24 protein-coding genes are annotated in these 22,563 nt (G+C 69.8%); 10 read left to right on the top strand and 14 right to left on the bottom strand.

What is annotated here, in order from left to right; translation table 11 throughout:
• Nucleotides 1-63: 63 nt before the first annotated feature.
• The 3 genes from purD to KAH28_RS03330 form a co-directional block, all read right to left on the bottom strand.
• Nucleotides 64-1,326 (bottom strand): phosphoribosylamine--glycine ligase, encoded by a 1,263-nt coding sequence (purD, locus tag KAH28_RS03340; protein ID WP_290574394.1) that lies wholly within the window; start codon nucleotides 1,324-1,326, stop codon nucleotides 64-66.
• A gap of 73 nt (nucleotides 1,327-1,399) precedes the next feature.
• Nucleotides 1,400-2,299 carry an alpha/beta hydrolase gene (locus KAH28_RS03335; RefSeq protein WP_290574393.1) on the bottom strand — a complete coding sequence of 300 codons (900 nt, stop codon included), beginning with the start codon at nucleotides 2,297-2,299 and terminating at the stop codon, nucleotides 1,400-1,402.
• Nucleotides 2,296-2,889 carry a 2-hydroxychromene-2-carboxylate isomerase gene (locus KAH28_RS03330; protein ID WP_290574392.1) on the bottom strand — a complete coding sequence of 198 codons (594 nt, stop codon included), beginning with the start codon at nucleotides 2,887-2,889 and terminating at the stop codon, nucleotides 2,296-2,298. The genes KAH28_RS03335 and KAH28_RS03330 overlap by 4 nt, the downstream gene beginning before the upstream one ends.
• Before the next feature lie 138 nt (nucleotides 2,890-3,027).
• On the opposite strand from KAH28_RS03330, the gene KAH28_RS03325 reads away from it, so the two are divergent.
• The gene (locus KAH28_RS03325; protein WP_290574391.1) at nucleotides 3,028-3,834 is read left to right on the top strand and encodes a peptidase; all 807 of its coding nucleotides are present in this window, start codon (nucleotides 3,028-3,030) and stop codon (nucleotides 3,832-3,834) included.
• Between the two features lie 30 nt (nucleotides 3,835-3,864).
• Here KAH28_RS03325 and KAH28_RS03320 read toward each other — a convergent pair whose 3' ends face one another.
• Together KAH28_RS03320 and KAH28_RS03315 are read right to left on the bottom strand one after the other, a co-directional pair.
• The gene (locus KAH28_RS03320; protein ID WP_290574390.1) at nucleotides 3,865-4,851 is read right to left on the bottom strand and encodes an alpha-E domain-containing protein; all 987 of its coding nucleotides are present in this window, start codon (nucleotides 4,849-4,851) and stop codon (nucleotides 3,865-3,867) included.
• Nucleotides 4,851-6,305 carry a circularly permuted type 2 ATP-grasp protein gene (locus tag KAH28_RS03315; protein WP_366918115.1) on the bottom strand — a complete coding sequence of 485 codons (1,455 nt, stop codon included), beginning with the start codon at nucleotides 6,303-6,305 and terminating at the stop codon, nucleotides 4,851-4,853. Before KAH28_RS03315 ends, KAH28_RS03320 begins: the two co-directional genes overlap by 1 nt.
• A 229-nt stretch (nucleotides 6,306-6,534) precedes the next feature.
• Between KAH28_RS03315 and minC the strand changes: the two genes are divergently transcribed.
• The 3 genes from minC to minE all read left to right on the top strand — a co-directional run bounded on the left by minC (nucleotide 6,535) and on the right by minE (nucleotide 8,487).
• Nucleotides 6,535-7,308, top strand: coding sequence for a septum site-determining protein MinC (gene minC, locus KAH28_RS03310; protein ID WP_290574388.1), 774 nt, complete (start codon nucleotides 6,535-6,537; stop codon nucleotides 7,306-7,308).
• Between the two features lie 87 nt (nucleotides 7,309-7,395).
• Entirely contained in the window at nucleotides 7,396-8,205 is an 810-nt protein-coding gene (gene minD, locus KAH28_RS03305; RefSeq protein ID WP_290574387.1) for a septum site-determining protein MinD, read from the top strand.
• A 9-nt stretch (nucleotides 8,206-8,214) separates the two neighbouring features.
• Nucleotides 8,215-8,487 carry a cell division topological specificity factor MinE gene (gene minE, locus KAH28_RS03300; RefSeq protein WP_290574386.1) on the top strand — a complete coding sequence of 91 codons (273 nt, stop codon included), beginning with the start codon at nucleotides 8,215-8,217 and terminating at the stop codon, nucleotides 8,485-8,487.
• Nucleotides 8,488-8,508: 21 nt separating this feature from the next.
• Here the strand turns inward: minE and KAH28_RS03295 are convergent, their stop codons facing one another.
• The 3 genes from KAH28_RS03295 to KAH28_RS03285 form a co-directional block, all read right to left on the bottom strand.
• A complete protein-coding gene (locus KAH28_RS03295; RefSeq protein WP_290574385.1) occupies nucleotides 8,509-8,928 on the bottom strand; it encodes a MerC domain-containing protein in 420 nt (139 codons plus the stop codon).
• Nucleotides 8,929-9,016: 88 nt separating this feature from the next.
• Nucleotides 9,017-10,678 carry an AMP-binding protein gene (locus tag KAH28_RS03290; RefSeq protein WP_290574384.1) on the bottom strand — a complete coding sequence of 554 codons (1,662 nt, stop codon included), beginning with the start codon at nucleotides 10,676-10,678 and terminating at the stop codon, nucleotides 9,017-9,019.
• Between the two features lie 59 nt (nucleotides 10,679-10,737).
• Nucleotides 10,738-12,057, bottom strand: coding sequence for a YihY/virulence factor BrkB family protein (locus KAH28_RS03285; RefSeq protein ID WP_290574383.1), 1,320 nt, complete (start codon nucleotides 12,055-12,057; stop codon nucleotides 10,738-10,740).
• Between the two features lie 149 nt (nucleotides 12,058-12,206).
• Between KAH28_RS03285 and KAH28_RS03280 the strand changes: the two genes are divergently transcribed.
• Nucleotides 12,207-12,695, top strand: coding sequence for a hypothetical protein (locus KAH28_RS03280; RefSeq protein WP_290574382.1), 489 nt, complete (start codon nucleotides 12,207-12,209; stop codon nucleotides 12,693-12,695).
• Between the two features lie 107 nt (nucleotides 12,696-12,802).
• Here the strand turns inward: KAH28_RS03280 and KAH28_RS03275 are convergent, their stop codons facing one another.
• Together KAH28_RS03275 and KAH28_RS03270 are read right to left on the bottom strand one after the other, a co-directional pair.
• Nucleotides 12,803-13,162, bottom strand: coding sequence for a DUF6489 family protein (locus tag KAH28_RS03275; RefSeq protein WP_290574381.1), 360 nt, complete (start codon nucleotides 13,160-13,162; stop codon nucleotides 12,803-12,805).
• A gap of 84 nt (nucleotides 13,163-13,246) precedes the next feature.
• Entirely contained in the window at nucleotides 13,247-14,146 is a 900-nt protein-coding gene (locus KAH28_RS03270) for a phosphoribosylaminoimidazolesuccinocarboxamide synthase (protein WP_290574380.1), read from the bottom strand.
• Between the two features lie 92 nt (nucleotides 14,147-14,238).
• Here KAH28_RS03270 and rpe point away from each other — a divergent pair, with 92 nt between their 5' ends.
• Together rpe and trpE are read left to right on the top strand one after the other, a co-directional pair.
• Nucleotides 14,239-14,928 (top strand): ribulose-phosphate 3-epimerase, encoded by a 690-nt coding sequence (rpe, locus tag KAH28_RS03265; protein ID WP_290574379.1) that lies wholly within the window; start codon nucleotides 14,239-14,241, stop codon nucleotides 14,926-14,928.
• Nucleotides 14,929-14,968: 40 nt separating this feature from the next.
• Nucleotides 14,969-16,396, top strand: a complete 1,428-nt coding sequence (gene trpE / locus KAH28_RS03260) for an anthranilate synthase component I (protein ID WP_290574378.1) — start codon at nucleotides 14,969-14,971, stop codon at nucleotides 16,394-16,396.
• Between the two features lie 58 nt (nucleotides 16,397-16,454).
• On the opposite strand, the gene KAH28_RS03255 is transcribed toward trpE, so the two are convergent.
• Complete coding sequence (locus KAH28_RS03255; protein WP_290574377.1) at nucleotides 16,455-16,856, bottom strand: DUF4168 domain-containing protein; 402 nt, start codon at nucleotides 16,854-16,856, stop codon at nucleotides 16,455-16,457.
• A gap of 155 nt (nucleotides 16,857-17,011) precedes the next feature.
• Between KAH28_RS03255 and KAH28_RS03250 the strand changes: the two genes are divergently transcribed.
• The gene (locus KAH28_RS03250) at nucleotides 17,012-17,542 is read left to right on the top strand and encodes a sigma-70 family RNA polymerase sigma factor (protein ID WP_290574376.1); all 531 of its coding nucleotides are present in this window, start codon (nucleotides 17,012-17,014) and stop codon (nucleotides 17,540-17,542) included.
• Nucleotides 17,539-18,459, top strand: coding sequence for a hypothetical protein (locus KAH28_RS03245; protein ID WP_290574375.1), 921 nt, complete (start codon nucleotides 17,539-17,541; stop codon nucleotides 18,457-18,459). Before KAH28_RS03250 ends, KAH28_RS03245 begins: the two co-directional genes overlap by 4 nt.
• A gap of 3 nt (nucleotides 18,460-18,462) precedes the next feature.
• Here KAH28_RS03245 and KAH28_RS03240 read toward each other — a convergent pair whose 3' ends face one another.
• Nucleotides 18,463-19,440 carry an aspartyl/asparaginyl beta-hydroxylase domain-containing protein gene (locus KAH28_RS03240; RefSeq protein ID WP_290574374.1) on the bottom strand — a complete coding sequence of 326 codons (978 nt, stop codon included), beginning with the start codon at nucleotides 19,438-19,440 and terminating at the stop codon, nucleotides 18,463-18,465.
• Nucleotides 19,441-19,609: 169 nt separating this feature from the next.
• On the opposite strand from KAH28_RS03240, the gene KAH28_RS03235 reads away from it, so the two are divergent.
• The gene (locus tag KAH28_RS03235) at nucleotides 19,610-20,737 is read left to right on the top strand and encodes an acyl-CoA dehydrogenase family protein (protein WP_290574373.1); all 1,128 of its coding nucleotides are present in this window, start codon (nucleotides 19,610-19,612) and stop codon (nucleotides 20,735-20,737) included.
• A 3-nt stretch (nucleotides 20,738-20,740) separates the two neighbouring features.
• On the opposite strand, the gene glpQ is transcribed toward KAH28_RS03235, so the two are convergent.
• Both glpQ and KAH28_RS03225 read right to left on the bottom strand, forming a co-directional pair.
• Nucleotides 20,741-21,793 (bottom strand): glycerophosphodiester phosphodiesterase, encoded by a 1,053-nt coding sequence (gene glpQ / locus KAH28_RS03230; protein WP_290574372.1) that lies wholly within the window; start codon nucleotides 21,791-21,793, stop codon nucleotides 20,741-20,743.
• Between the two features lie 4 nt (nucleotides 21,794-21,797).
• Complete coding sequence (locus KAH28_RS03225) at nucleotides 21,798-22,466, bottom strand: dienelactone hydrolase family protein (protein WP_290574371.1); 669 nt, start codon at nucleotides 22,464-22,466, stop codon at nucleotides 21,798-21,800.
• Nucleotides 22,467-22,563 lie beyond the last annotated feature (97 nt).

Below are 22,563 nucleotides of genomic sequence, written 5' to 3'. Positions count from 1 at the left end.
GGAGCGCACAAGAGGGCGACGAGAGCTGCTACATCGTTGCTTCCGGGAGACTGACCCAGTTCTCTACCGCAACGCCCGCCACCCGATATCGCGCCGATACTGCATCCCCGGCCAGTCGATGATGTTGACGACGTCGTAGGCGCGCGCCTTGGCTTCGGCGATGTCGGCGCCGAGGGCGCAGGCGCAGAGGACGCGGCCGCCGTCGGTGATGGCGCTGCCGTCGTCGCCGACGCGGGTGCCGGCGTGGAAGACCTTGGTGGCGGGCGGGGTGTCGCCGTCGAGACCGCCGATGGCGTCGCCCTTGCGCGCCGACGCCGGGTAGCCCTCGGCGGCGAGGACGACGCCGAGCGCGGCGCGCTCGTCCCAGTCCGGCGTTACCGCGTCCAGGCGGTGGTCGACCGCGGCCTCGAGCAGATCGAGCAGGTCCGAGCGCAGGCGCATGAGCAGCGGCTGGGTCTCCGGATCGCCCATGCGGACATTGAACTCGAGCACGCGCGGGTTGCCGTCGGCGTCGATCATGACGCCGGCGTACAGGAAGCCGGTGAAGGCGATGCCGTCGGCCGCCAGGCCGGCCAGGGTCGGCGCGATGACGGTGTCGCGGATGCGCTGCTCGACGGTTTCGGTGACCACCGGGGCCGGCGAGTAGGCGCCCATGCCGCCGGTGTTGGGGCCGGTGTCGCCGTCGCCGATGCGCTTGTGGTCCTGCGAGCTCGGGAAGGCGACGTAGTCGGTGCCGTCGGCGACGACGATGAAGCTGGCTTCCTCGCCGAGCAGGCATTCCTCGATGACCACGCGCGCGCCGTCCAGGCCCAGCATGTCGTGCACGGCCTGCTTCGCGGTGGCCACGTCCGGTGCCACCACCACGCCCTTGCCGGCGGCCAGGCCGTCGGCCTTGACCACGATGGGGGCGCCGCGCTCGTCGATCCAGGCGCAGGCGGCATCGGCCTCGGTGAAGGTGGCGTAGTCGGCGGTGGGGATGCCGTGGCGGGCCAGGAAAGCCTTGGTGAAGGCCTTGGAGGCTTCCAGCTGTGCGGCCGCCCGGCGCGGGCCGAAGCAGCGCAGTCCGGCCTCGGCGAAGGCGTCCACGACGCCTGCAGCGAGCGGCGCTTCGGGCCCGACCACGGTGAAGCCGACACCCTCCTCGCGCGCCAGCGCCAGCAATGCGTCGATGTCCTCGGCGCTCACGGCGATGTTGCGGCAGCCGCTCTCGCGCGCGGTGCCGGCGTTGCCGGGGGCGACCAGCACCTCGTCGACGCGCGGTGACTGCGCGAGCTTCCAGGCGAGAGCATGTTCGCGGCCGCCGCCGCCGATGACGAGGACTTTCATGAAGATTGCGATGGTTGTGCGGGTGGGCAAGCTTACTGTTCCGTGGAGGCCCCTGCGCGGCGCTGCGGAGGGCTCATGCCGCGTCGGTGCCGTGCGCGGCGGCGGCCGGAGCCCCCTGCGCGTGCAGCCATCGGGTGACGGCCGCTGCGGTGGCGTCCGGGGCCTCGAAGTGGAGCATGTGGCCGGTGTCCGGGATGGTGACGACCGAGTGGTCGGCGAAGCACTCCCGGCGCCGGGTCCGCTCGGCGGCATCGATGGCGTCGGGAAACGGCGAGGCGCCGCCGTCGACGAACAGCACCGGGGCCGTGATCTCGCGCCATATCGCCATCGACTCGGCCGCGCGGTAGAGCAGCGGGCCGCGCCGCCGGTGGACCGGATCCATGCGCAGGCGCACGCCGTCGCCGTCGGCCTCGCCCCAGGCGCGTGCGATGGCGTCGGCGCGCTGCGCGTCGAGCTTCGGATGCTGTCGCCGGATGCGCGCCGCCAGCTCGTCGAAGTCGCCGTAGCGCTTGATCTCGGGCGGCTGCGCGAGCTGGTGGAGCCATTGCCGATAGCGCTTCGGCGCACGGTCGGGATCGCTGTCGGGCAGGTGAAGGCCGTCGAGCAGCACCAGATGCGATACGCGCTCGGGCCGGATGCCGGCATAGAGGCTGGCGATCTGCGCGCCCATGCTGTGGCCGACCAGCACGATCGGGCCGTTCGGTGCGAGCCGGTCGAGGATCGCGTCGAGATCCGGGATGTACTCCGGGAAGAGGTAGTCGGTGCCGCCGGCGTGCTGCGTGCCGCCGAACCCGCGCATGTCCGGTGCGGCGACCGGGCCGTGTTCCGCCCAGCACTCGGCCAGCGGCGCGAAGGTCGCGCCGCAGTCGCCCCAGCCGTGCAGCACCACGATGGCCGGTGCGCCGTCGGCGCCCCAGCGGTTGACGTGGAAGACGAGCCCGCGTGCCTCCAGATGCTCGCTGCGGCCGCTCACGCGGCCCGCGCGTGGCCGAGATGGTGCTCGAGCAGGCCGAGCCGGTCGCAGCCCCAGAACATGGCGTCGTCGACGAAGAAGGTCGGTGCACCGAAGACGCCGCGTTCGACCGCTTCCTCGGTGAGCGTGCGCAGCCGGGTCCTGGCGGGCTCGGCCTCGGCTTCCGCGATGAGGGCATCGCCGTCGAGGCCCATGCGCTCGGTGGCGGTGCGGATGCCCTCGGCGGTGCCGATGTCGTGCCCCTCGACCCAGTAGCTGTGCATGATCTCGCGCGCCCACTGGCCGACCTGCTCGCCGGGCAGCACGCAGCCGATGCGCTGCGCCAGCTTGCTGTTGACCGGGAACACCTTGGGGAAGGCGAAGGGCACACCGTAGTAGGCCGCCCAGCGCTGCAGGTCGCCCATCATGTACTTGCCCTTGGCGGGCACCGCCGCCGGCATGCGGTTGCCGGTGGCCTCGAACACCTTGCCCAGCAGCATCGGCTTGTAGACCACGCTGCGGCCGTGCCGCGACGCGATGTCGTCGATCTGGGTGGCGGCGAGGTAGGTGTAGGGACTGGCAGCGTCGTAGTAGAAATCGATTGTGCTCATGGCGGTCTCCTGGCAATTCCGGACGGACGGCGGCGGCGGGCCGACAGCGATCCATCATGACACGACAGGCGCATCACGCCGCGGCCCGGAAGCTGCTTACAATGCGACATTCTCTCCCTGCGGCCGTTCGTGCCCACCATGACCTACTGTATCGCCATCAAGGTCGACCGCGGCCTCGTCTTCGCGGCGGATACGCGCACCAGCGCCGGTGTCGACGACGTGCGCACCTACAACAAGCTGCACAGCTTCCAGTTTCCGGGGGAGCGCGTCTTCGTGCTGATGTCGGCGGGCAATCTCGCCACCACGCAGGCCGTGCTCGCCGCCATCAAGCGGGACCTTCAGGCCGAGAACGACGGGCCCTCGATCCGCACGCTGTCCAGCATGTACGAGGTCGCGGAATACGTCGGCACGCTGTCCAAGCGCGCGCAGAAGCAGGTCGACGCCAGCGAAGGCGGTGCAACGGTCGAGACCACCCTCATCCTCGGCGGGCAGATCGCCGGCGAGGAACCGCAGGTCTACCTGATCTACCCGCTGGGCAACTACATCACGGTATCGCCGGAGTCGCCGTTCCTGCAGATCGGCGAGCACAAGTACGGCAAGCCCATCCTCGATCGCATCATCCGTCAGCAGACGACGCTGGAGGATGCCGCCCGCTGCGCGCTGGTATCGCTGGACTCGACCATGCGGTCGAACCTGTCGGTGGGGCCGCCGCTCGATCTCGCAGTGGTGCCGACCGATGCGCTCGACATCACGCACCGCATGCGGCTCGACACGGACACGCCGTACTACGCGGAGCTCAAGGAGAGCTGGGCGCGCAACCTGGAGTCGATCTTCTCGAAGCTGCCGCGCTTCGACTGGGAGGCCGGTCGTGCGCCCGGTACCGGTCATCCCGACGACGGCGCCGAAGCCGGCGGCGCCAGCGCATCGGTCCTGCGTCTGCGCTGATCGCGACCGCCGCCCCGCGCGCGGTCGGCGCTACGCGTCCGTCGCTTCGGCGTTCTCGAGCGCCTGCTGCTGCGTCTGTCGCTGGAAGAAGCACGCGTCGACGCGTTCGTGCACGCGCCCGAGCGCGAGCTGGATGTCGTCCAGCATGCGCCCCAGCGCGCTGTCGTCATCATCGGCGAGCAGTGCGCGCACGTCGGCGCCGGCCACCAGCTGTACAGCGGCATCGAGCGCCTGGCGCAGCTCGGGGTGCTCGGGCAGGCGCGGCAGCGTCTGCTGCATCGACCACAGCGAGAACGCGACGCTGCGCGGGAAGGTGGGGTCGTGGAGCAGGAAGGCGAGCGCGCGCGGTCCGGTGACGCGAGTGCGCTGCTGCCGCCGGTACATCTGGTAGGCGTGCAGGCTCTTCAGCACGCTCATCCACTGGGTGGCGCGGATGGGCGCGAGCTCGTCGGTCTCGCCGTCGGGCACCATGCCACCCGAGCGCGCGTCGACGATGCGCGTGGTCATGTCGGCCTGCTCCAGCGCCATGCCCAGGCGCAGGAACTGGAAGCCGGTGCCCCGGCTCATGTTGTTGACCAGCATGCCCATGATGGTCAGGCAGCCCTCGATGACCTCGCGCAGCAGGTCGGTGCGCACCCGGCGGTAGGCCACCGAGTTGCCGCGCGCGATCACCATGGCGTGCAGCTCGTTGAGCTTCTCCCAGATGTCGCTGGGCAGCGTCTCGCGGGTCGCGCGCAGGTTCTCCCGCGCCGCGTCGAGCGTGCTGCGCAGCGAGCCGGTGAAGCGCTCGTCGGCGATGATGAAGTGCGCCACCTCGGCCTCGCCGGGGCTGTCGTAGCGGCCCGCGAAGAGCTCGCCGGCGCCCAGGATGTCCACCAGCGAGCCCCAGGACAGCGGTACGCGCCGCGGCAGGTCGAGCGACAGATAGGCCTGGACGTTGACCAGCCGCGCGGTGTTCTCGGCGCGCTGGAGGTAGCGGCCGAACCAGTAGATGTTCTCGGCGGTACGCGACAGCATCAGCGCGGCTCCTCGTCGGTTTCCACCACCCAGGTGTCCTTGGCGCCGCCGCCCTGCGAGGAATTGACCACAAGCGAGCCCCGGTTCATCGCCACCCGGGTCAGGCCGCCGGTGGTCACGTAGGGATTCTCGCGCGACAGGATGAAGGGCCGCAGGTCGAGGTGGCGCGGTTCGATGCCGTCGTCGGTGAGCGTCGGCGCGGTGGAGATCGACAGCGTCGGCTGCGCCATGTAGTTGCGCGGGTTGGCACGGATGCGGTCGGCGAAGGCCTCGCGCTCCGCCTTGCTGGCGCGCGGGCCGATGAGCATGCCGTAGCCGCCCGATTCGTTGGCCGGCTTGACCACCAGCTTGTCGAGGTTGGCCAGCACGTGGTCGCGGTCGACGCTGCGCATGCACAGCCAGCTCGGCACGTTGGGCAGGATGGGGTCCTGATCCAGGTAGTAGCGGATCATCTCCGGCACGAAGGCGTAGACCACCTTGTCGTCGGCGACGCCGGCACCGGGGGCATTGGCCAGTGCCAGGTTGCCCGCGCGCCAGGCGCGCATCAGGCCCGGCACGCCCAGCAGGGAATCGGGATGGAACGCTTCCGGATCCATGAACAGGTCATCGATGCGGCGGTACAGGACATCGACGCGCTGCGGACCGTGGATGGTGCGCATGTAGCAGCAGTCGTCGTCGGCGACGAAGAGATCGCCGCCCTCGACCAGCTCGATGCCCATCTGGAGCGCCAGGTAGCAGTGCTCGAAGTAGGCGCTGTTGAACATGCCCGGCGTGAGCAGGCCGATGACCGGCTGGTCCGCGGGCCGCGGTGACAGCGCCGCCAGCGTGTCGTAGAGCTGGGCCGGATAGTCGTCCACCGGCAGGATGGTGCTGGTCTCGAACACCTCGGGGAAGACCCGCTTGATGACCATGCGGTTCTCCAGCATGTAGGAGACGCCGCTGGGCACGCGCAGGTTGTCCTCGAGCACGTAGATGGTGCCGTCGGCATCGCGCACCAGGTCGGAACCGCAGATGTGCGCCCAGACATCGCCGGCGGGCCGCACGCCCATGCACTGCGGTCGGAAGTTGACCGACTCGGCGAGGAGCTCCTCCGGGAAGACCCGGTCGCGGATGATGTGACGCGGACCGTAGATGTCGGCAATGAACTGGTTGAGCGCAGTCACGCGCTGCTTGAGGCCGGCCTCGGTGCGGTCCCACTCGCGGCGCGCGATGGTGCGCGGGATGATGTCGAATGGGAAGGCCCGGTCGACATTGCGGCCGTCGCTGTCGCTGTAGACCGTGAAGGTCACGCCCAGCGCCTTGATGGCCAGCTCCGCCGCCTGCCGGCGGTCGGCGAGGTCGGCCGGCGTCAGCCGCGAGAGATAGTCGGTCAGCGCCCGTGCCGCGTCACGCGGGTGGCCCTTCGCATCGATGAGCTCGTCGAAGGTATCCGAGCGGTAGCCGCGCCAGCTGATTGCATCCTGGCCTTTGTCAGCAGGCAGTGTCACGGGGGGGCTCCGGTTGGGAACGGGTTCTACAGTACCCGGTCGCCGACCGCCCGGCATGGCCGTGCTGATGCCCGGTGCCGGGCGGCGGTGGCTCGGTGCTGGCGGTTGCGTTGTCGACGGGGCGGGCTCCTGAAGGCATGTCATCGCTCCAAGCACGATGCGCGCCAGAATCATGCCCCGGCGGCGATGCGCAATAATGCGCGCCTCGCAGATTCCGGTCGCCATCGCAGTGAACGACGTCGATAACAGTACCGCAACCGAGGTCAAGGGCATGATGCTGCCGGTGACGCGGGTGCGCATGACGGCGCGCGGCGCGTCCGACACGGTCGCCGATTTCCGCGCCTGGGCCGAGTCGCTTCCCGAGATGATGCGCGCCATGCCGATCGTGCTCGACGCCGCGCACCACACCGCCTGCAGCAGCCTGCTCGAGGTGGCGCGCGAGCACGGTCTGTCGGTGCTCGGCGTGGCCGACGGCAAGCTGGCGCCGACCGCCTCCGCGGCGGGGCTGGCGGTGCTGTCCGAGGAAATGCTGATGGCCGGGCGCGCCGGCGGCGCCCGTCGCCCCGCGCCGGAGCCCGAGGCGGCCCCCGCCCCGGCAGAGGCGGTTCCGGCGCCCGAGCATCCGCCGGCGACCGGCGGCAGCGCGGCGCGCGTGGTGCACGCGCAGGTCCGTTCCGGCCAGCAGGTCTATGCCGACGGTGCCGACCTGGTGGTGCTCGGTACGGTGAGTCCGGGCGCCGAGGTCATCGCCGACGGCCACATCCACATCTACGGGTCGCTCCGGGGGCGCGCCATCGCCGGCGCCCGCGGCGACACGCGCGCCCGCATCTTCTGCCGACGCTTCGAGCCCGAGCTGGTGGCGTGTGCCGGGGTCTACGACGTTGCCGAGAAGCTGCGCCCCGAGCTGCGCGGCAAGGCCGTTCAGGTGTGGCTGGACGGCGAGGATCTGCAGTTCGCGGCGATCGACTGAGCGGCCGCCGCCGGTTCAGCGCATGGCACCCATCGCGCCGCTATCATGGCGCGTCACAGGCTATTCACAATCCGCGGAGTCCCGAACTTGGCACAGATCATCGTCGTTACCTCCGGCAAGGGTGGCGTCGGCAAGACCACCACGAGCGCCTCCTTCGCCGCCGGTCTCGCTGCGCGCGGCCACAAGACGGCCGTGGTCGACTTCGATGTCGGCTTGCGCAACCTCGATCTCATCATGGGGGTCGAGCGGCGGGTGGTCTTCGACTTCGTCAACGTCATCCAGGGCGAGGCGACGCTGCGCCAGGCCCTGATCCGCGACAAGCGCTACGAGAATCTCGCCATCCTCGCGGCCAGCCAGACCCGCGACAAGGATGCGCTGACCACCGAGGGCGTCGAGAAGGTGCTCGACGAGCTGTCGAAGGAGTTCGACTATGTCGTCTGCGACTCGCCCGCCGGCATCGAGCGCGGCGCGCACATGGCGATGTACTTCGCGGACGAGGCGCTGATCGTGACCAATCCCGAGGTCTCGTCGGTGCGCGACTCCGACCGCGTGCTCGGTCTGCTGGCGTCGAAGACGCGGCGCGTCGAGCAGGGCAACGGCAAGGTGCGCGAGCATCTCGTCCTCACCCGCTACAACGCCGGTCGCGTCGACCGCGGCGAGATGCTGGCGGTGGAGGATGTCTGCGACATCCTCGCCATCCCGCTGCTGGGCGTGATCCCGGAATCGCAGGCCGTGCTCAACTCGTCGAATCAGGGCGTGCCGGTGGTTGCCGATGTCGCCACCGACGCCGGCGGCGCCTATGACGATCTGGTCGGGCGCTTCCTCGGCGAGGAACGGGCGCACCGCTTCATGAACGTCGAGAAGAAGGGCTTTCTCGGCCGGCTGTTCGGCGGCTAGGAGCGCGTCATGGACTGGCTGAAAATGTTCCGCAGCGAGCGCAAGAACTCCGCGACGGTGGCGCGTGACCGTCTCAAGCTGGTGGTCATGCATCAGCGCGAGGGCCGCGGCGGCGGTCCGGACTGGCTGCCCCGCCTGCGCGAGGACCTGCTCGAGGTGGTGCGCCGCTATACCCAGGTCGCGGACGACGCGGTCAACGTGCGCGTGCAGCGCGAGCAGGGCGTCGATCTGCTGGAAATGAACATCGCGCTGTCCGAGGAGGAGAGCGCCGGGCGCAACTGATCGCGCCCCGGTCCGGCGTCTTCAGGCGCCGGACGCGCAGCAGTCTTCGTTGCCGTGCAGGCGCAGGTTGCGCCAGTGGGTCGCTGCCAGCAGGCCGGCGCCGGAGAGCGTCAGCACGCTTTCGCCGTGCTCGGAGATGAGGGCCTGCTCGCGCAGCACGATCGCGAGCGCCATCAGCGTCAGCGCCGCGATGCCGCCGCCGATGACCGTCGTGCGACGGTGCCGGCGGTAGCCGCTCCACAGCGCCACGGCACTGGGCGCCAGCGCCAGCGCCAGGAACCACTCGTGGAAGTGCGGCGCGGTCAGCCAGCCGAGGCCCCAGATCGGGATGCTGGTGATCGCCAGCACGATCAGCACGCAATGCACCGCGCAGACGCCGGAGAAGGCGATCGCGAAGCGGTCCAGCGGCGAGGCCGTGGCGGATTGCGTACGAAGGGACATGACGTCGGTGCTGCGGAATGGATGATATAAGATAACACGGTTGGTGCCGATCCGGAACGGGCCGGGATCCGCGCCCGCCATCAACGGACTATCGCGCGGGCAGCGCCCGGCGCAGGATCTTGCCGACGTGGCTCTTCGGCATCTCTTCCACGAAGACGATGTCGCGCGGCAGCTTGTAGCGGCTCAGGCGCTCGGCGCAGTAGGCGCGCAGTCTGGGTTCATCGAGGCTCTCGTCGGTGCGCACCACGAAGAGCTTCACCGCCTCGCCGGTATCGGAATCGGGCACGCCCATGCAGGCGCATTCGAGAACGCCATCGCAGCCGGCGACCACGGCTTCCACCTCGCTCGGGTAGACGTTGAAGCCCGACACGATGATGACGTCCTGCCGTCGCTCCAGCAGCGTGATGCAGCCGCGCTCGTCGAGGCGGGCGATATCCCCGGTGCGGAGGAAGCCGTCGCGCGTGAAGGCGGCGCGCGTGGCCGCTTCCTGTCGCCAGTAGCCGGGCGTGACCTGCGGGCCACGCACGCAGAGCTCGCCGGCGGTTCCGGTGGGGACTTCGGCGCCGCTCTCGTCGCGCACCGATATCTCGGTGGCCGGCAGCGGCATGCCGACAGTGCCGTTGTACTCGGGGTCGGAGAGCGGGTTCATGCTCACGGCCGGCGCTGCCTCGGTGAGGCCATAGGCTTCGGTGAGCGGCTTGCCGGTCACCGCCCGCCAGCGCTCGGCGACGGCGGCCTGCACCGCCGATCCGCCACCCAGCGTGACCTTCAGCGCCGAGAAATCGATCTCGCCGAAGCCGGGCGTGTTGAGCAGACGGTTGAAGAGCGTGTTCACGCCGGTGAACGCGGTGAACGAGGTACGCGCCATCGCGCGCACCAGTCCGGTGAAGTCGCGCGGGTTCGCGATCAGCAGATTGGTGCCGCCGATGGCGAAAAAGACCAGGAAGTTCGCGGTCAGCGCGAAGGCGTGGTGGATCGGCAGCGCGGTGATGATGCGTTCGCGGCCCTCCTCGATCCACGGCATGATCCAGGCGCGGCACTGCAGCACGTTCGCCACCATGTTCCCGTGCGACAGCATGACGCCGCGCGGCTCGCCGGTCGTGCCCCCGGTGTACTGCAGGAAGGCGAGGTCGCGCTGGGTCAGGACGCAGCGGTTGGCCGGCTGCCGCTCGCCGCGCGCGAGCGCGTCGGCGAAGGCGAGATGCCCCGGGATCTTCCAGCTCGGAATGGCGCGGCGCAGGTGCCGGGCACGGGCATTGAGCGCGAGCCTGCGCGCCGTCGGCTGCAGATCGCCGACCGTGGACACGATGGTGCGCTCGACCGCCGTTTCCGGCAGCACCTGGGCGAGCTTGTGCGCATACGGTTCGGCGACCAGGATCGCGCGCGAGCCCGAATCGCGCAGTTGCTCGGCGATCTCGCGCTGCGCCGACTGCGGATTGATGTTCACCACCACCATGCCGGCGCGCAGGGCCCCGATGATCGCCACCGGATAGGTCAGCAGGTTGGGCATCATCAGCGCCAGCCGGTCGCCCTTCGCCAGGCCGAGGATGTTCTGCAGATACGAGGCGAAGTGCTGGCTCAGGCGGTCGACGTCGCCATAGTGGAGGCGGCCGCCGAGACTCTCGAAGGCCACGTTGTCGCGATGCGCCACCATGCTGCGCTCGAGCACGTCGACCAGCGATGCGTAGCGGTCGGATTCGATGCGCTGGGGAACGCCTTCGGGGTAGTGATGGAGCCAGATCGGTTCCACGGGGCACGGAGTCCTTCGATTCGGGGCGGGTCGTGTTGCGCTGCGGCAACCGGTGCAGCCTACCGGGTGTCGGGCTCCGATTGCAGCCACTCGCGGATGCTCAGGCGGCCCTTTTCCGCATCGAAGGCGGCCTCTGCGCTGCTCAGCGCGCTCTCGGCCGTGGCCAGCACCGCGCTGCCGGGCAACCGTTCGCGCCTGCGGCCGCCGTCGCGCAGGATCTGCCAGAGCTCGCCGACGCGCAGGCTGTCGAGGTCGCGGGCGGGCAGGATCAGGGGCGGATTCGCCGCGGTCTCGGCGAGCACGCCGGCGGCGATCAGGTCGTCGACGATGGGCTCGATGGTCTCGGCCGGCGCCATCAGCGCCCGCGCCAGCTCGGGACGGGTGGCGTGCCGTTGCGCCGCCTGATGGCGGCGCGCGATCTCGCCGACCAGGGCCAGCCCCAGCAGCTCCACGGTGCGCGGCGGCGTACGCGTGCTGCGCGGATTGCGCTGCACGCTCTCGGGATGGGCGATGTAGAAGCTCAGCTGGCAGCCGAGCAGCAGGATCACCCAGCCGACGTAGAGCCAGATGAGCAGGAAGATGAGGATCGCGAAGCTCGAGTAGATGGCGTTGTAGTTGCCCGACGACGCCACGAAGGTCGCGAAGCCCATGCTCGCGGACTGCCACAGGACGCCCGCGAAGATGCCGCCTCCGAAGGCGGCGTGCAGCGGTACGCGGGTGTTCGGAATGAAGGCGTAGAGAAAGCTGAACACGCCCACGATGATGAAGTAGGGCAGCAGCTTGGCAATGCCGTAGACCAGCGCCCCGAACGGCTCGACCGCGGCCAGCGACTGCACCAGTTCGCTGTTCAGGGCCGAAGCCGTGATGCCCACCGACAGGAAGACCGCGAACGGGCCGACGATCAGTACCGACAGATACTCCGAGAAGCGGGCGCCCAGCGACCGCGGCCGTTTGATGCGCCAGATCCAGTTGAAGCTGGTCTCGACCTTCTGGATCAGCGACACCGCGGCGTAGAGCAGCAGGCCCACGCCCAGCGAGCCCAGCACGCCCACCTGGATGTTCTCGACGAAGCCGATGATGTTGTCGGTCAGCTCGGCGGCGCGCTCGCCGAGCGGCGCCAGGAATCGCTGCAGGGCCGGACGGAGGGCGTTGTGGACACCGAGGGCCTTGAAGGTCGAGAAGCCCAACGCGAGCATCGGCACGAGCGACAGCAGGGTGGTGTACACCAGGCTCATGGCCCGCAGCGACAGGTGGCCGCTCGCGAAATCCCGCACCAGCATGACGCAGTAGCGCGCCGCGACCGCCGCCGCCCGCGACAGGCGGTCCTGCTGGTCGCGACTCCAGAGCCATTGCTGCACCACCGCGAGTCGTGCACGCATCAGGGACCCTTTCTTACCGGGGATTGACAGTTGCGCGGTGCGCCCTTATTGTGCATCGCACAAAATGCTGCACCGCAACACCCTAACAGCGGCATTTTGCCAAGCACCGATCGTTCTTTGTCATTCGCGACACTGCAGGAGTAGCACTGATGAACTTTGAAACCGTAGTCAACGACGTCAAGACCCGTGTTGAGGATGTTAGCAACCGCGCGCAGGGCGTTGCGGAACTGTCTCTGGACACGGTCCGCAAGGCCAACGACATTGTCGTGCCGACCTTCCAGAACATCTTCGACAAGCAGAGCGGCGCGGCGCGCGAGCTCTTCGAGAGCGGCAAGACCAGCGTGACCCGCGTGCGCAATGACGGTCTGAAGGCCGTGGCCGCGAACCCGATCGAGTACCTGCCGGCCGGCCGCACGGTCGTCGTCGACGCCTTCAGCGCTTCGGTCGATCTGACCGCGAAGGCCGGCACCGAGCTCGCCGAGGTGCTGCGCAAGGCCTACGAGGACGCCCTGGCGCGCATCAATGGCAAGCCGGCCAAGAAGGCCGCCGCCAAGAAGGCGGCTCGCAAGGCAACCGCCAAGAAGACCGCGACCAAGACCGCCGCCAAGAAGGCAGCGGCCAAGAAGGCGGCTTCCTGAGCGGAGCCGGTTGCACAGGGATAGTGCACACCTGCTAGAGCAGAGAAGGGCGCGCCACTCGGCGCGCCCTTTTTTGTTGCATCGGCCGCACCGCCAGCGGGCGCGCCTCAGTCGTCACCGCTGCCGCTCTGTCGCCCGGCTCGCGACGCCGTCCCGGAGCCGCTGCCGCGCTTGCGCGCGCTCTTCTTGGCGCTGGTCTTCCTGGCCCCCGCCGCCTTGCGTGCCTGCTCGCGCTCCTCCGCTTCGACCGCCTCGATGCCGTCCATCAGGCGGCGCCAGGCCTTGCTGCCGCGGAGCGTGTCGAAGTTGTGGCGGATGAAGTCCCCCGGCCGGAAGGAATCGTTGGCGTCACCGACCTTGTCGCGCAGGAAGGCGATGATGTCCTCCTGCAGGCCGGCGACATCGGGCAGCCCCAGGAAGCGCCGGAGCTCCTCGGGTTTGACGTCGATTTCTATGCGGATCTGCATGCGGGTCTCCCAGTTCCGGACCGAGGCGGCGGTGGGGCGGCCGCCTGCCGGGCAGCATAGCGCGGCTCCGGAGGCGGGCGCGTGTCAGGGCTTCTCGCCGGTCAGGCGGTGGGCGGCCTCGCGGTAGCGCGCCGCCGTGTTGCGCACGACATCGTCGGGCAGGTCCGGGCCCGGCGCCGTGCGATTCCAGTCGAGTCCGGCGAGATAGTCCCGCACGTACTGCTTGTCGAAGGACGGCGGGCTCCCGCCGATGCGGTATTCGGTTTCGGGCCAGAAGCGTGACGAGTCCGGCGTCAGCACCTCGTCGATGAGCACGATGCGGTCCTGCTCGTCGAGGCCGAACTCGAACTTGGTATCGGCGATGATGATGCCGCGGGCGGCCGCGTAGCCCTGCGCCTGCTTGTAGAGCCAGATGCTGAGGTCGCGGATGCGCCGCGCATGATCGGCGCCCACGCGGCTCACCATGGCCTCGTAGTCGATGTTCTCGTCGTGCTCGCCGACGGCTGCCTTGGACGCCGGCGTGAAGATCGGCTCCGCGAGCTTCTCGGCCTGCCGCAGCGAGGCGGGGAGCGCGATGCCGCAGACGCTGCCGCTCTGCTGGTACTCCTGCCAGCCGCTGCCCGCCAGGAAGCCGCGTACCACCGCTTCCACCGGCAGGGCGCGCAGCCTGCGTACCACCAGCGCGCGACCGGCCACGCGCGCCGCCTCGTCGGCCGTCAGCTTGTCGGCGGGATCGATATCGGTGAGGTGGTTGGGCACGGCCTCGGCGAAGCGGTGCATCCAGAACAGGCTCATGCGGTTGAGCACCGCGCCCTTGCCCGGGATCGCCTGCGGCAGCACCACGTCGAAGGCGGAGATGCGGTCGGTGGTCACGATCAGGAGATGCGCGTCGTCCCAGGCGTAGATATCGCGCACCTTGCCCTGATGGATCATCGGCAGGCTCTCGATGCGGGCGGCGGACAGCGCCTCGGGGGTTTCGGTCATGCGGCTACCTCGGTGGAACTCGCAGGCGGCATTGTGCCCGCAACGGTGCCCCCGGTGGCCCCGGATCGCGCCTGCAGGCACAATCCGCGCCCATGAACGCATCCCCCCGTCCGGCGCTGATCGCGCCCAGCATCCTCTCGGCGGACATGGCGCGCCTCGGCGACGAGGTGCGCGACGTCCTCGCCGCGGGAGCCGACATCGTGCATTTCGACGTGATGGACAACCATTACGTGCCCAACCTGACCTTCGGGCCCGTGATCTGCCAGGCGCTGCGCGACTACGGCATCACCGCGCCCATCGACGTCCACCTGATGGTGGAGCCGGTCGACGAGCTGGCGCAGGCCTTCGCGCGCGCCGGTGCCAGCATCATCACCTTCCATCCGGAGGCGACCCGGCACATCGACCGCAGCCTGGGCGCCATCCGCGACGCCGGCTGCAGGGCCGGTCTGGTCCTCAACCCGGCCACGCCGCTGTCGGTGCTCGACTGGGTGATGGACAAGCTCGACATGGTGCTGCTGATGTCGGTCAACCCCGGCTTCGGCGGGCAGTCCTTCATCCCGTCGACGCTCGACAAGCTGCGCGCCGCACGGCGCAGGATCGACGATTCCGGCCGCGACATCCGGCTGGAGATCGACGGCGGCGTCAAGGCGGGCAACATCGGCGAGATCGCCGCCGCCGGCGCCGATACCTTCGTCGCGGGCTCCGCCATCTTCGGCGCCGACGATTACGGTGCCGTCATCGCCGACATGCGCGCCGCCATAGAGCGCGCGCACAGCGCGTGATGACGGCTGCCACTCACCGGCGACGCACGGGAGGCGCGTGATGGGCACAGCGAGGCGTTCCGCTGCCGTGCGCACGCTGCCCGCGGACCTGGACACGCCGGTCGGCGTGTACCGCAAGCTCGGCAACCGCTCGTTCTGCTACCTCTTCGAGTCGATGCAGGGCGGAGAGCGCTGGGGGCGCTATTCCTTCATCGGCCTGCCCGCGCGCGAGATCCTGCGTCTGCGTGAGGGCGTGATCACGCGCAGCGTCGATGGCGAGGTCGTCGAGGAGGTGCGTCCGGATGCCCCCATGGCCTGGCTGCGCGATGCGGTGGCCCGCGATCCGATGCCGCCCGATCCGCGCCTGCCGCGCTTCGACGGCGGCTGGGTGGGCTACATCGGCTACGACTGCGTGCGCTACGTCGAGCCGCGCGTGGCCTGTGCCAACGACGATCCGCTGGGCCTGCCCGAAGCGCTGCTGATGAAGAGCGAGGATCTGGTGATCTTCGACAACCAGCGCGGCCTGATGTACCTGGTCACGCACCACGCCGCGGACGACGGCGAAGCGGCAGCGGCGGCCGAGGCGCGCCTGGACGCGTGGCAGCAGACGCTGGCGGAGCCGGTGGCGGCCGACTACCGCATGCCCGACGACGGCGCGCCGGAGCCGGATTTCGTCTCCGGCATGAGCCGCGACGCGTTCTGCGGCGTGGTCGAGCGCATCCGCGAGTACATCCGCGCCGGCGATGTCATGCAGGTGGTGCCGTCGCAGCGCCTGTCCGCCCCCTTCGAGGCCGAGCCGCTGGCGCTCTACCGTGCCATCCGGCGGCTCAATCCGTCGCCGTATCTGTACTGCCTGAATCTGGACGACCACCATGTGGTGGGCAGCAGCCCCGAGATCCTGGTGCGCGTGGAGGATGGCGAGATGCATGTCCGCCCCATCGCCGGAACGCGCCCGCGCGGCGCCACCGACGAGGAGGACGTGCGGCTGGCCGAGGAGCTGCTGGCCGATCCGAAGGAGCTCGCCGAGCATCTGATGCTCATCGATCTCGGTCGCAACGATGTCGGTCGCGTCTGCGAGACCGGCAGCGTGCGCCTGACCGAGCGCATGCTGATCGAGCGCTACAGCCACGTCATGCACATCGTCTCGAATGTCGTCGGCCGCCTGCCTGCCGGCACGCATGCCCTCGATGCGCTGATGGCGGCGTTCCCGACCGGGACGCTGTCGGGTGCGCCCAAGGTGCGCGCGATGGAGATCATCGAGGAGCTCGAGCCGGTCCGGCGCGGCATCTACGGCGGCGCCGTCGGCTACATCGGCGGTGGCGGCAATCTCGACATGGCCATCGCCATTCGCACCGCCGTCATCCACGACGGGCGCGTGCACGTCCAGTCCGGCGCCGGCGTGGTGGCCGACTCGGACCCCGACGCGGAATGGGTGGAGACCATGAACAAGGCGCGCGCGATGCTGCGCGCGGTCGGCGAGGCGCGCTGAGCGCGCCAGCCCGGAACGCGCCCCCCTCGGCGGGGGGCGCGAACCGGTGCGCGGGCTGCTACTGCTCCGACTGGATGCGGCCGCGCAGTTCCTCGTCCGCCTGGGCGGCACGTGCGATCTTGTTGTACTCCTGCACCGAGAGGCCGGCGTTCTCGACCGCGATCACCATCTCCTGCTGGGCGCTCTGACGCGCCTTCTGGACCGCTTCCTTCGACTCCGCCTCCTGCATGCGCGGGGTCCACTTCTGGCCGATCTCGGCGACCCGGGTCTGGGCTTCGGCAAAGGCGGAGACCTGCTCGTCGCTGACGTCGATATCCGGTGCCGCCTGCTGCTGCGGTGCGGCGCCGGCGGCGCCGCCTCCTGCCCCGGCACCGCCCTGCGCGAGTGCGGCGCCGCTGGCGCCCATCGCGACGGCGACGGCGATCGGGGCGAGGAAACGGCTGGTAGTGCGCTGATACATGATCACTCCTTGACGCTCTAGATTGGTTCCGTGACCGCTCGTGATCCGGTCACGACCCAAACACACGCCCCGACCCCTGCCGGTTCCATGGAACCATCAGCGATCTGACGTGTTCTTCTAAAGGCAACCGGCCAAGTCATTCAGGGAGAAGGCATTTGCGCTCACGCGGCGAGTTCGACTGGATGCTGCAGGAGGAGATTCCGCACCTGCGGCGCTACGCGCGCACGCTGGCGGCGCACCCTGCCGAAGCCGACGATCTCGTGCAGGACACCCTGGAGCGTGCCATGCGCAAGTGGCGGCTGTGGAAGGGCACCGCCCGCCTGCGCAGCTGGCTCTTCCGCATGCTCTACCGGCTGCATCTGAACCGCCGCCGGGATGGTCGTCATCGCGATCGCGCGGTGTCGCTGGACGGTGTAGCGGAGCCCGCCGGCGAGACCAGCCCGGGTCTCCGGGAGGTCGAGATGCGCGACCTGCTGCGGGGGTTGCAGGCGCTGCCGACCGCGCAGCGCGATGCCATCGTCCTGCTGGCGGTGGAGGATCTCAGTTACGAGGACGCAGCCTGGGTGCTCGGCGTGCCCATCGGCACGCTGCGCTCGCGCGTGGCGCGGGGGCGCGAGCAGCTCCGCGCGCACCATTCGCAGGAAGCGCCGGCAGCGGGCAATGCGCCGCTGAGGAGGGTGAAATGACGCGTCATCACGATACCGCGGCCGATCGGCCCGACCGCATCGACGAGCGCGATCTGCTCGCGCTGGCGGACGGCCGCATTCATCCCGACAGCGCGCGGGCACGCGAGCTGCGTGCCCGCATCGCGGGAACGACCGATGCCGGCCGCGTGGCGGCGTGGACGCAGCAGGACACCGCCATCCGCGGACACTACGATGCGGTGCTGTCGGAGGCCGTTCCCGAGCGGCTGCAGCCCGGCGCCGTGCGTGCGCGGCTGCGGGCACGGCGCCGGCGGCAGGGGCGCGTGGCGGTGGCGGCGGCGGTGCCCGCGGTTGCCCTGGCCGCGCTGCTGGCGTTCACGCTGGTGCCCGGCGGGCAGCAGGATGACGATCTCGATGCCTTCGCCGAGGCGGTATCGCGCGTGCCGGTGGTCTCCCAGGCGGGCCGCTCGGCGGCGGCGGGCGGGCCGGACGACGTCGGCGACGCGCTGCCCGATCTCGGCCTGGCGGGCTTTGCGCTCAGCGAGCAGCGGCGCGTGCAATCGCAGGGCTTCGAGGCCATCGAGGCCGTCTACGAGGACGGCCGCGGCCACGCCCTGCGCCTGTTCGTGTCGGGCGAGGCGCAGCAGGACGAGGGCGTCGTGCATCGCCTGCGCTCGGGCGGACGCAACGTCGTCTACTGGCGCGAGCAGGGGCGCATGTACGCGCTCGCGGCCGACACCGTGGAGGCGCAGCAGCTCCAGGAGATCGCGGCCGCGACCATGCGCAGCGATACCCGCTGGCAGCAGCGCGTGATCACCGAGCGCCCGGCGCTGGGGGACGATGCGCCGGTGGTGTCGCTGGGGCGCGAGGGCAGTGCGCTCAATCGGGAGCCGGGTGCCGGTGCCGCGGGCGCCACGCCCGAGGTGCACGGCGAGATGCCCGCCGACAGCCCGCTCTAGACATCAGCCGAGCCCGGTGAATGCCAGCACGAGCTTGATCGCGCCCCAGGCCAGCGCGGCGGCGAGCAGCAGCAGGAGCATGTTGACGCTGTACTTGAGCGCCAGATAGGCGCGGTAGTTCGACGCCTTGAGCTGCTTGGAGCGCTTGAGCTGCGGCGCGATGCCGGCAAATATCCGGTTGGCGAGACCGCGCCGGTCACCGGCCATGTTCGGCACCAGCGTCTGGCGCATCAGCCACTTGTAGAAGGCGTTGATCGGCCAGCCGACGAAGGACACCGGGCGGTCGATGTCGCACATCAGGATCAGGCGGTCGCCGCCGCAGTCGTTGCGCGCGTAGTGCAGGTAGGTCTCGTCGAAGATCAGCACCTCGCCGTCGCGCCAGCTGCGATCGTGCCCGTCGATGTTGATGAAGCAGCCGTTGTCGTTCGGGGTGGCGAGACCGAGGTGATAACGCAGCGAGCACGCGGCCGGATCGGAATGGCGGGTGAGCTGACCGCCGGACGGGAGCATCGAGAACATGGCGCCGTTGACCGAGCGCATGCCCTCGAGCAGCGCCACCGTGCGCGGGCAGTGCTCCAGCGCGGAGGGCTGCGTCGTGCCGTACCAGTTGAGGTAGAACTTGCGCCAGCCGTACTTGTAGAAGGTGCGGAAGCCGATGTCGTAGTAGGCGTTCGAGTCCGGCTGGCAGGTCGCCTCCAGGTGTCGTGCGCGATGGAGCGCGACCGCCTCGTCGCGGATCACTTCCCAGTTGTCGCGCAGCGCGTCGAGCTCGGGGTAGCGGTCCGGGTCGAGGATCGCGCCGCGCGCCCGCGGTCGGGAGGCGAGGTAGAGCAGGCAGTTGATCGGCGCGAAGATCGGCCAGCCCTTGCGCAGGTATTGCCGGAGCGTGTCGTACTGCACATTGCCGCGCAGCGTGTATACATACGCCATCGAGCCGAGCGCGAAGCTGGCGGCCGCGACGAGGGCGAGCTCGTCCCACATCCGGGAATACCCCTTGAAGATTCGACGATTGTCGGGTTCACGATAACAGTGCAGGAATCACGCCGATGTGACAGTGACGTCGGCGCATGCCGGTCTTTGGTGGGGGTGACGCAATGCGTGTGCCTGCTATCGTCCCCGTTCCCGTCCCACCTGAATGCCGAAATCGACAATGGACAACGAGCTGGAACTGTTCCGCGACAACGTGCGCCGCTTCCTGGAGGAGGAGGTGGCCCCGAACTACGATCAGTGGGAGCGTGAGGAGATCCTGCCGCGCTCGCTCTGGGAGCGCATGGGCGATGCCGGGCTGCTGTGCGTCGACATGCCCGAGGAGTACGGCGGGGCCGGGGCGCCCTTCGCATTCACCTGCGCGGTCATTGAGGAGGTGGCGCGCGCCGGCTACGGCGCGCTGGCGTCGAATCTGTCGGTGCATTCGGACATCGCGGCGCCGTACATCCTGCATCTCGGAAGTGACGCCCAGAAGGCCCACTATCTCCCGAGGATGGCGGCCGGGCAGTGCGTGGGCGCCATCGCCATGACCGAGCCCGGCGCCGGCTCGGACCTGCAGGGCGCGCGGACCCGCGCGCAGACCGACGGCGACGGCTATCGCATCAACGGCCAGAAGACCTTCATCACCAATGGCCAGCACGCCAACGTCATTGTCACCTTCACCAAGACGGACCCCGATGCGGGCTCGCGCGGCACGACGCTGTTCCTGGTCGACTCGGAGATGCCCGGCTTCTCCCGCGGTCGCAACCTGGAGAAGATCGGGCAGCACGCCGCCGATACCTCCGAGCTCTTCTTCGCCGACGTTGCGGTGCCGGCCGACGCCGTGCTGGGTCGCGTCGGCAACGGCTTCGGGCATCTGATGGACGAGCTGCCGCGCGAGCGGCTCGTCCTCGCGGTATCGGCGGTGGCGGCGGCTGAGGGCATGCTCGATCTCACCATCGACTACGTCCGCGAGCGCAAGGCCTTTGGAAAGCCGCTCTCCGCGCAGCAGAACACGCGCTTCGAGATCGCGCGCATGAAGACCGACGTCGAGGTCCACCGCGCCTATCTCGAACAGTGCAAGCAGCGCTTCGCCGACGGCGACTTCGATGTCGCCGGGGCCGCCATGGCGAAGTACACCACCACCGAGATGCAGTGTCGCGTGGCCGATGGCTGCCTGCAGCTGTTCGGCGGCTACGGCTACATGCGCGAATACCCGATCGCCCGGCACTACGTGGACGCGCGCGTGCAGCGCATCTACGGCGGTACCTCCGAGATCATGAAGGAGATCGTCGCGCGCTCGCTGCTGTAGCGGTCAGCCGGGGCGCGCCTGCCGGCACGCGGGGGCGCGGTCGGCACGCGCCCGCGTTCCGAGTAGCCTCGCCGCCACCTCCGGGTGGTCCGTGAAAATGCCGTCGACCCCGTAGTCGAACAGGAAGCGCGCGAGTTCGGCCTCCAGGCTGTCAAAGCCGTCGCCGACGTCGTCGGCGCGGAAGGTATACGGGTGCACGCTCAGGCCGCGTTCCCGCGCCTGCCGTACCAGGCTGCCGTCCGATGCCGTGATCAGCGTCTTGGCGGGGCCGATGCCGTCGGCATAGGTGGCGATGGCGTCGAGTCCCCGCGGGGTACGCAGGGGCGCGTGGACGGGCGCATCGGCGATGAGCTGGACCAGCCGCAGCCCGGTCTCGTGCTCGAAGCGCAGGCGCTCGAGGCTGTCCGGATGGAAGCTCTGCACGATGATCGGGGCATCGCGGCCGCGGTAGCCGTAAGCATCCAGCACGGCCAGGAAGGGCGCCTCCAGGGGCAGGCCCTCGGCGGCGTGGAAGTCGGGGCGCTTGAGCTCGGGGTAGACGCCGACCGCACAGCCGGTGGTGCGGTTCAGGCTCGCGACCAGCGCGAGCACGGCCTCGAAGGTCGGCACGCGGAAACCGTCGGTCCCGCCGCGGAATCGCTCCGGGTACACCGGCGTGCCGTCGGCGCCGGTGCGCTCGTGGACCGAGAGGGTCCCGATCTCCGCCAGCGTGAAGTCCGCCGCGTACCAGCGGCCGTCGTCGCGGGCGCGGTCCGGGAACCGCTCCTCGACATCGGTGGTGGCTTCGAGATGGATATCGTGCAGCGCAATCAGCACGCCGTCGCCGGTCATCACCAGATCCGGCTCGATGTAGTCGGCACCCATGGCGTGGGCCAGCGCGTAGCCGGCCAGCGTGTGCTCGGGCAGGTGGCCGCTGGCGCCGCGATGGGCGATGACCACCTGCTCATCCGGGAGCCGTGCCGGCTGCTCGCCCGCGACGAGCGGGCCGGCGGTGGCGGCCGCGAGCACAAAGCCCGCCAGCCGGAGCCGCCACCCGCCGCGCGGGGCGCGTGCCACGCGGCTAGCGCAGGTGCTTGTCGAGGAAGGCCAGGCTGCGTTCCCAGGCCAGCTTCGCGCAGTCGGCGTCGTAGTAGTCCCAGTCCTCGTTGCCGAAGGCGTGCGGTGCGTCGTAGTGGTGGAACTCGTGGGTCACGCCGGCCGCCTCGAGTTTGGCCTCGAAGGCATTGACGGCGTCGGTGGGGAACATCTGGTCCTGGGTGCCGAAATGGCCCTGTACCGGAATCCGGATGGTGCCCGGGTCACCGGCTTCCTCCGGCGGCATGCCGTACCAGGCCACCGCGGCATCGAGCTCGGGAGCGTGCATGGCGCCCAGGAAGGACAGCACGCCACCCATGCAGAAGCCCATGGTGCCCACCCTGCCGCCGGCGGACTTGAGGTGCTGGACGGCGCCGCGCACGTCCTGCGTGGCGGCGTCGCCGAAGTCGAGGCCGGTCATCTTGTGCTCGGCCTCGGCGGCATCCAGCGCCTTGTCGCCGCGGTACAGGTCGGGGACCAGCGCGCGGAAGCCGGCCTCGGCGAGGCGATTGGCGACGCGCTCGATCTGGTCGTTGATGCCCCACCACTCCTGGATCACCACCACACCCGGCGCGTCCGCGCCGGCGGCGGGCTCGATGTAGTAGGCCGGCGCCGTCTTGCCGTCCGGGCGGGTGAACTCGTGATTCGTTGGCATGGGTGTGCTCCTTGTGCGGTCGGAATGCGAACGCCGCACAGCGTAACGCCAAGCCGGTGGCGATTCAGCAGCAGGGCGGCCGCGTCACGGCTGCGGC

Origin of the sequence: Algiphilus sp. (assembly GCF_023145115.1) — a bacterium.
Classification (GTDB): Bacteria; Pseudomonadota; Gammaproteobacteria; order Nevskiales; family Nevskiaceae; genus Algiphilus.
The sequence above is the reverse complement of the archived record's forward strand: the minus strand, read 5'-3'. Positions and strand labels throughout refer to the sequence as shown.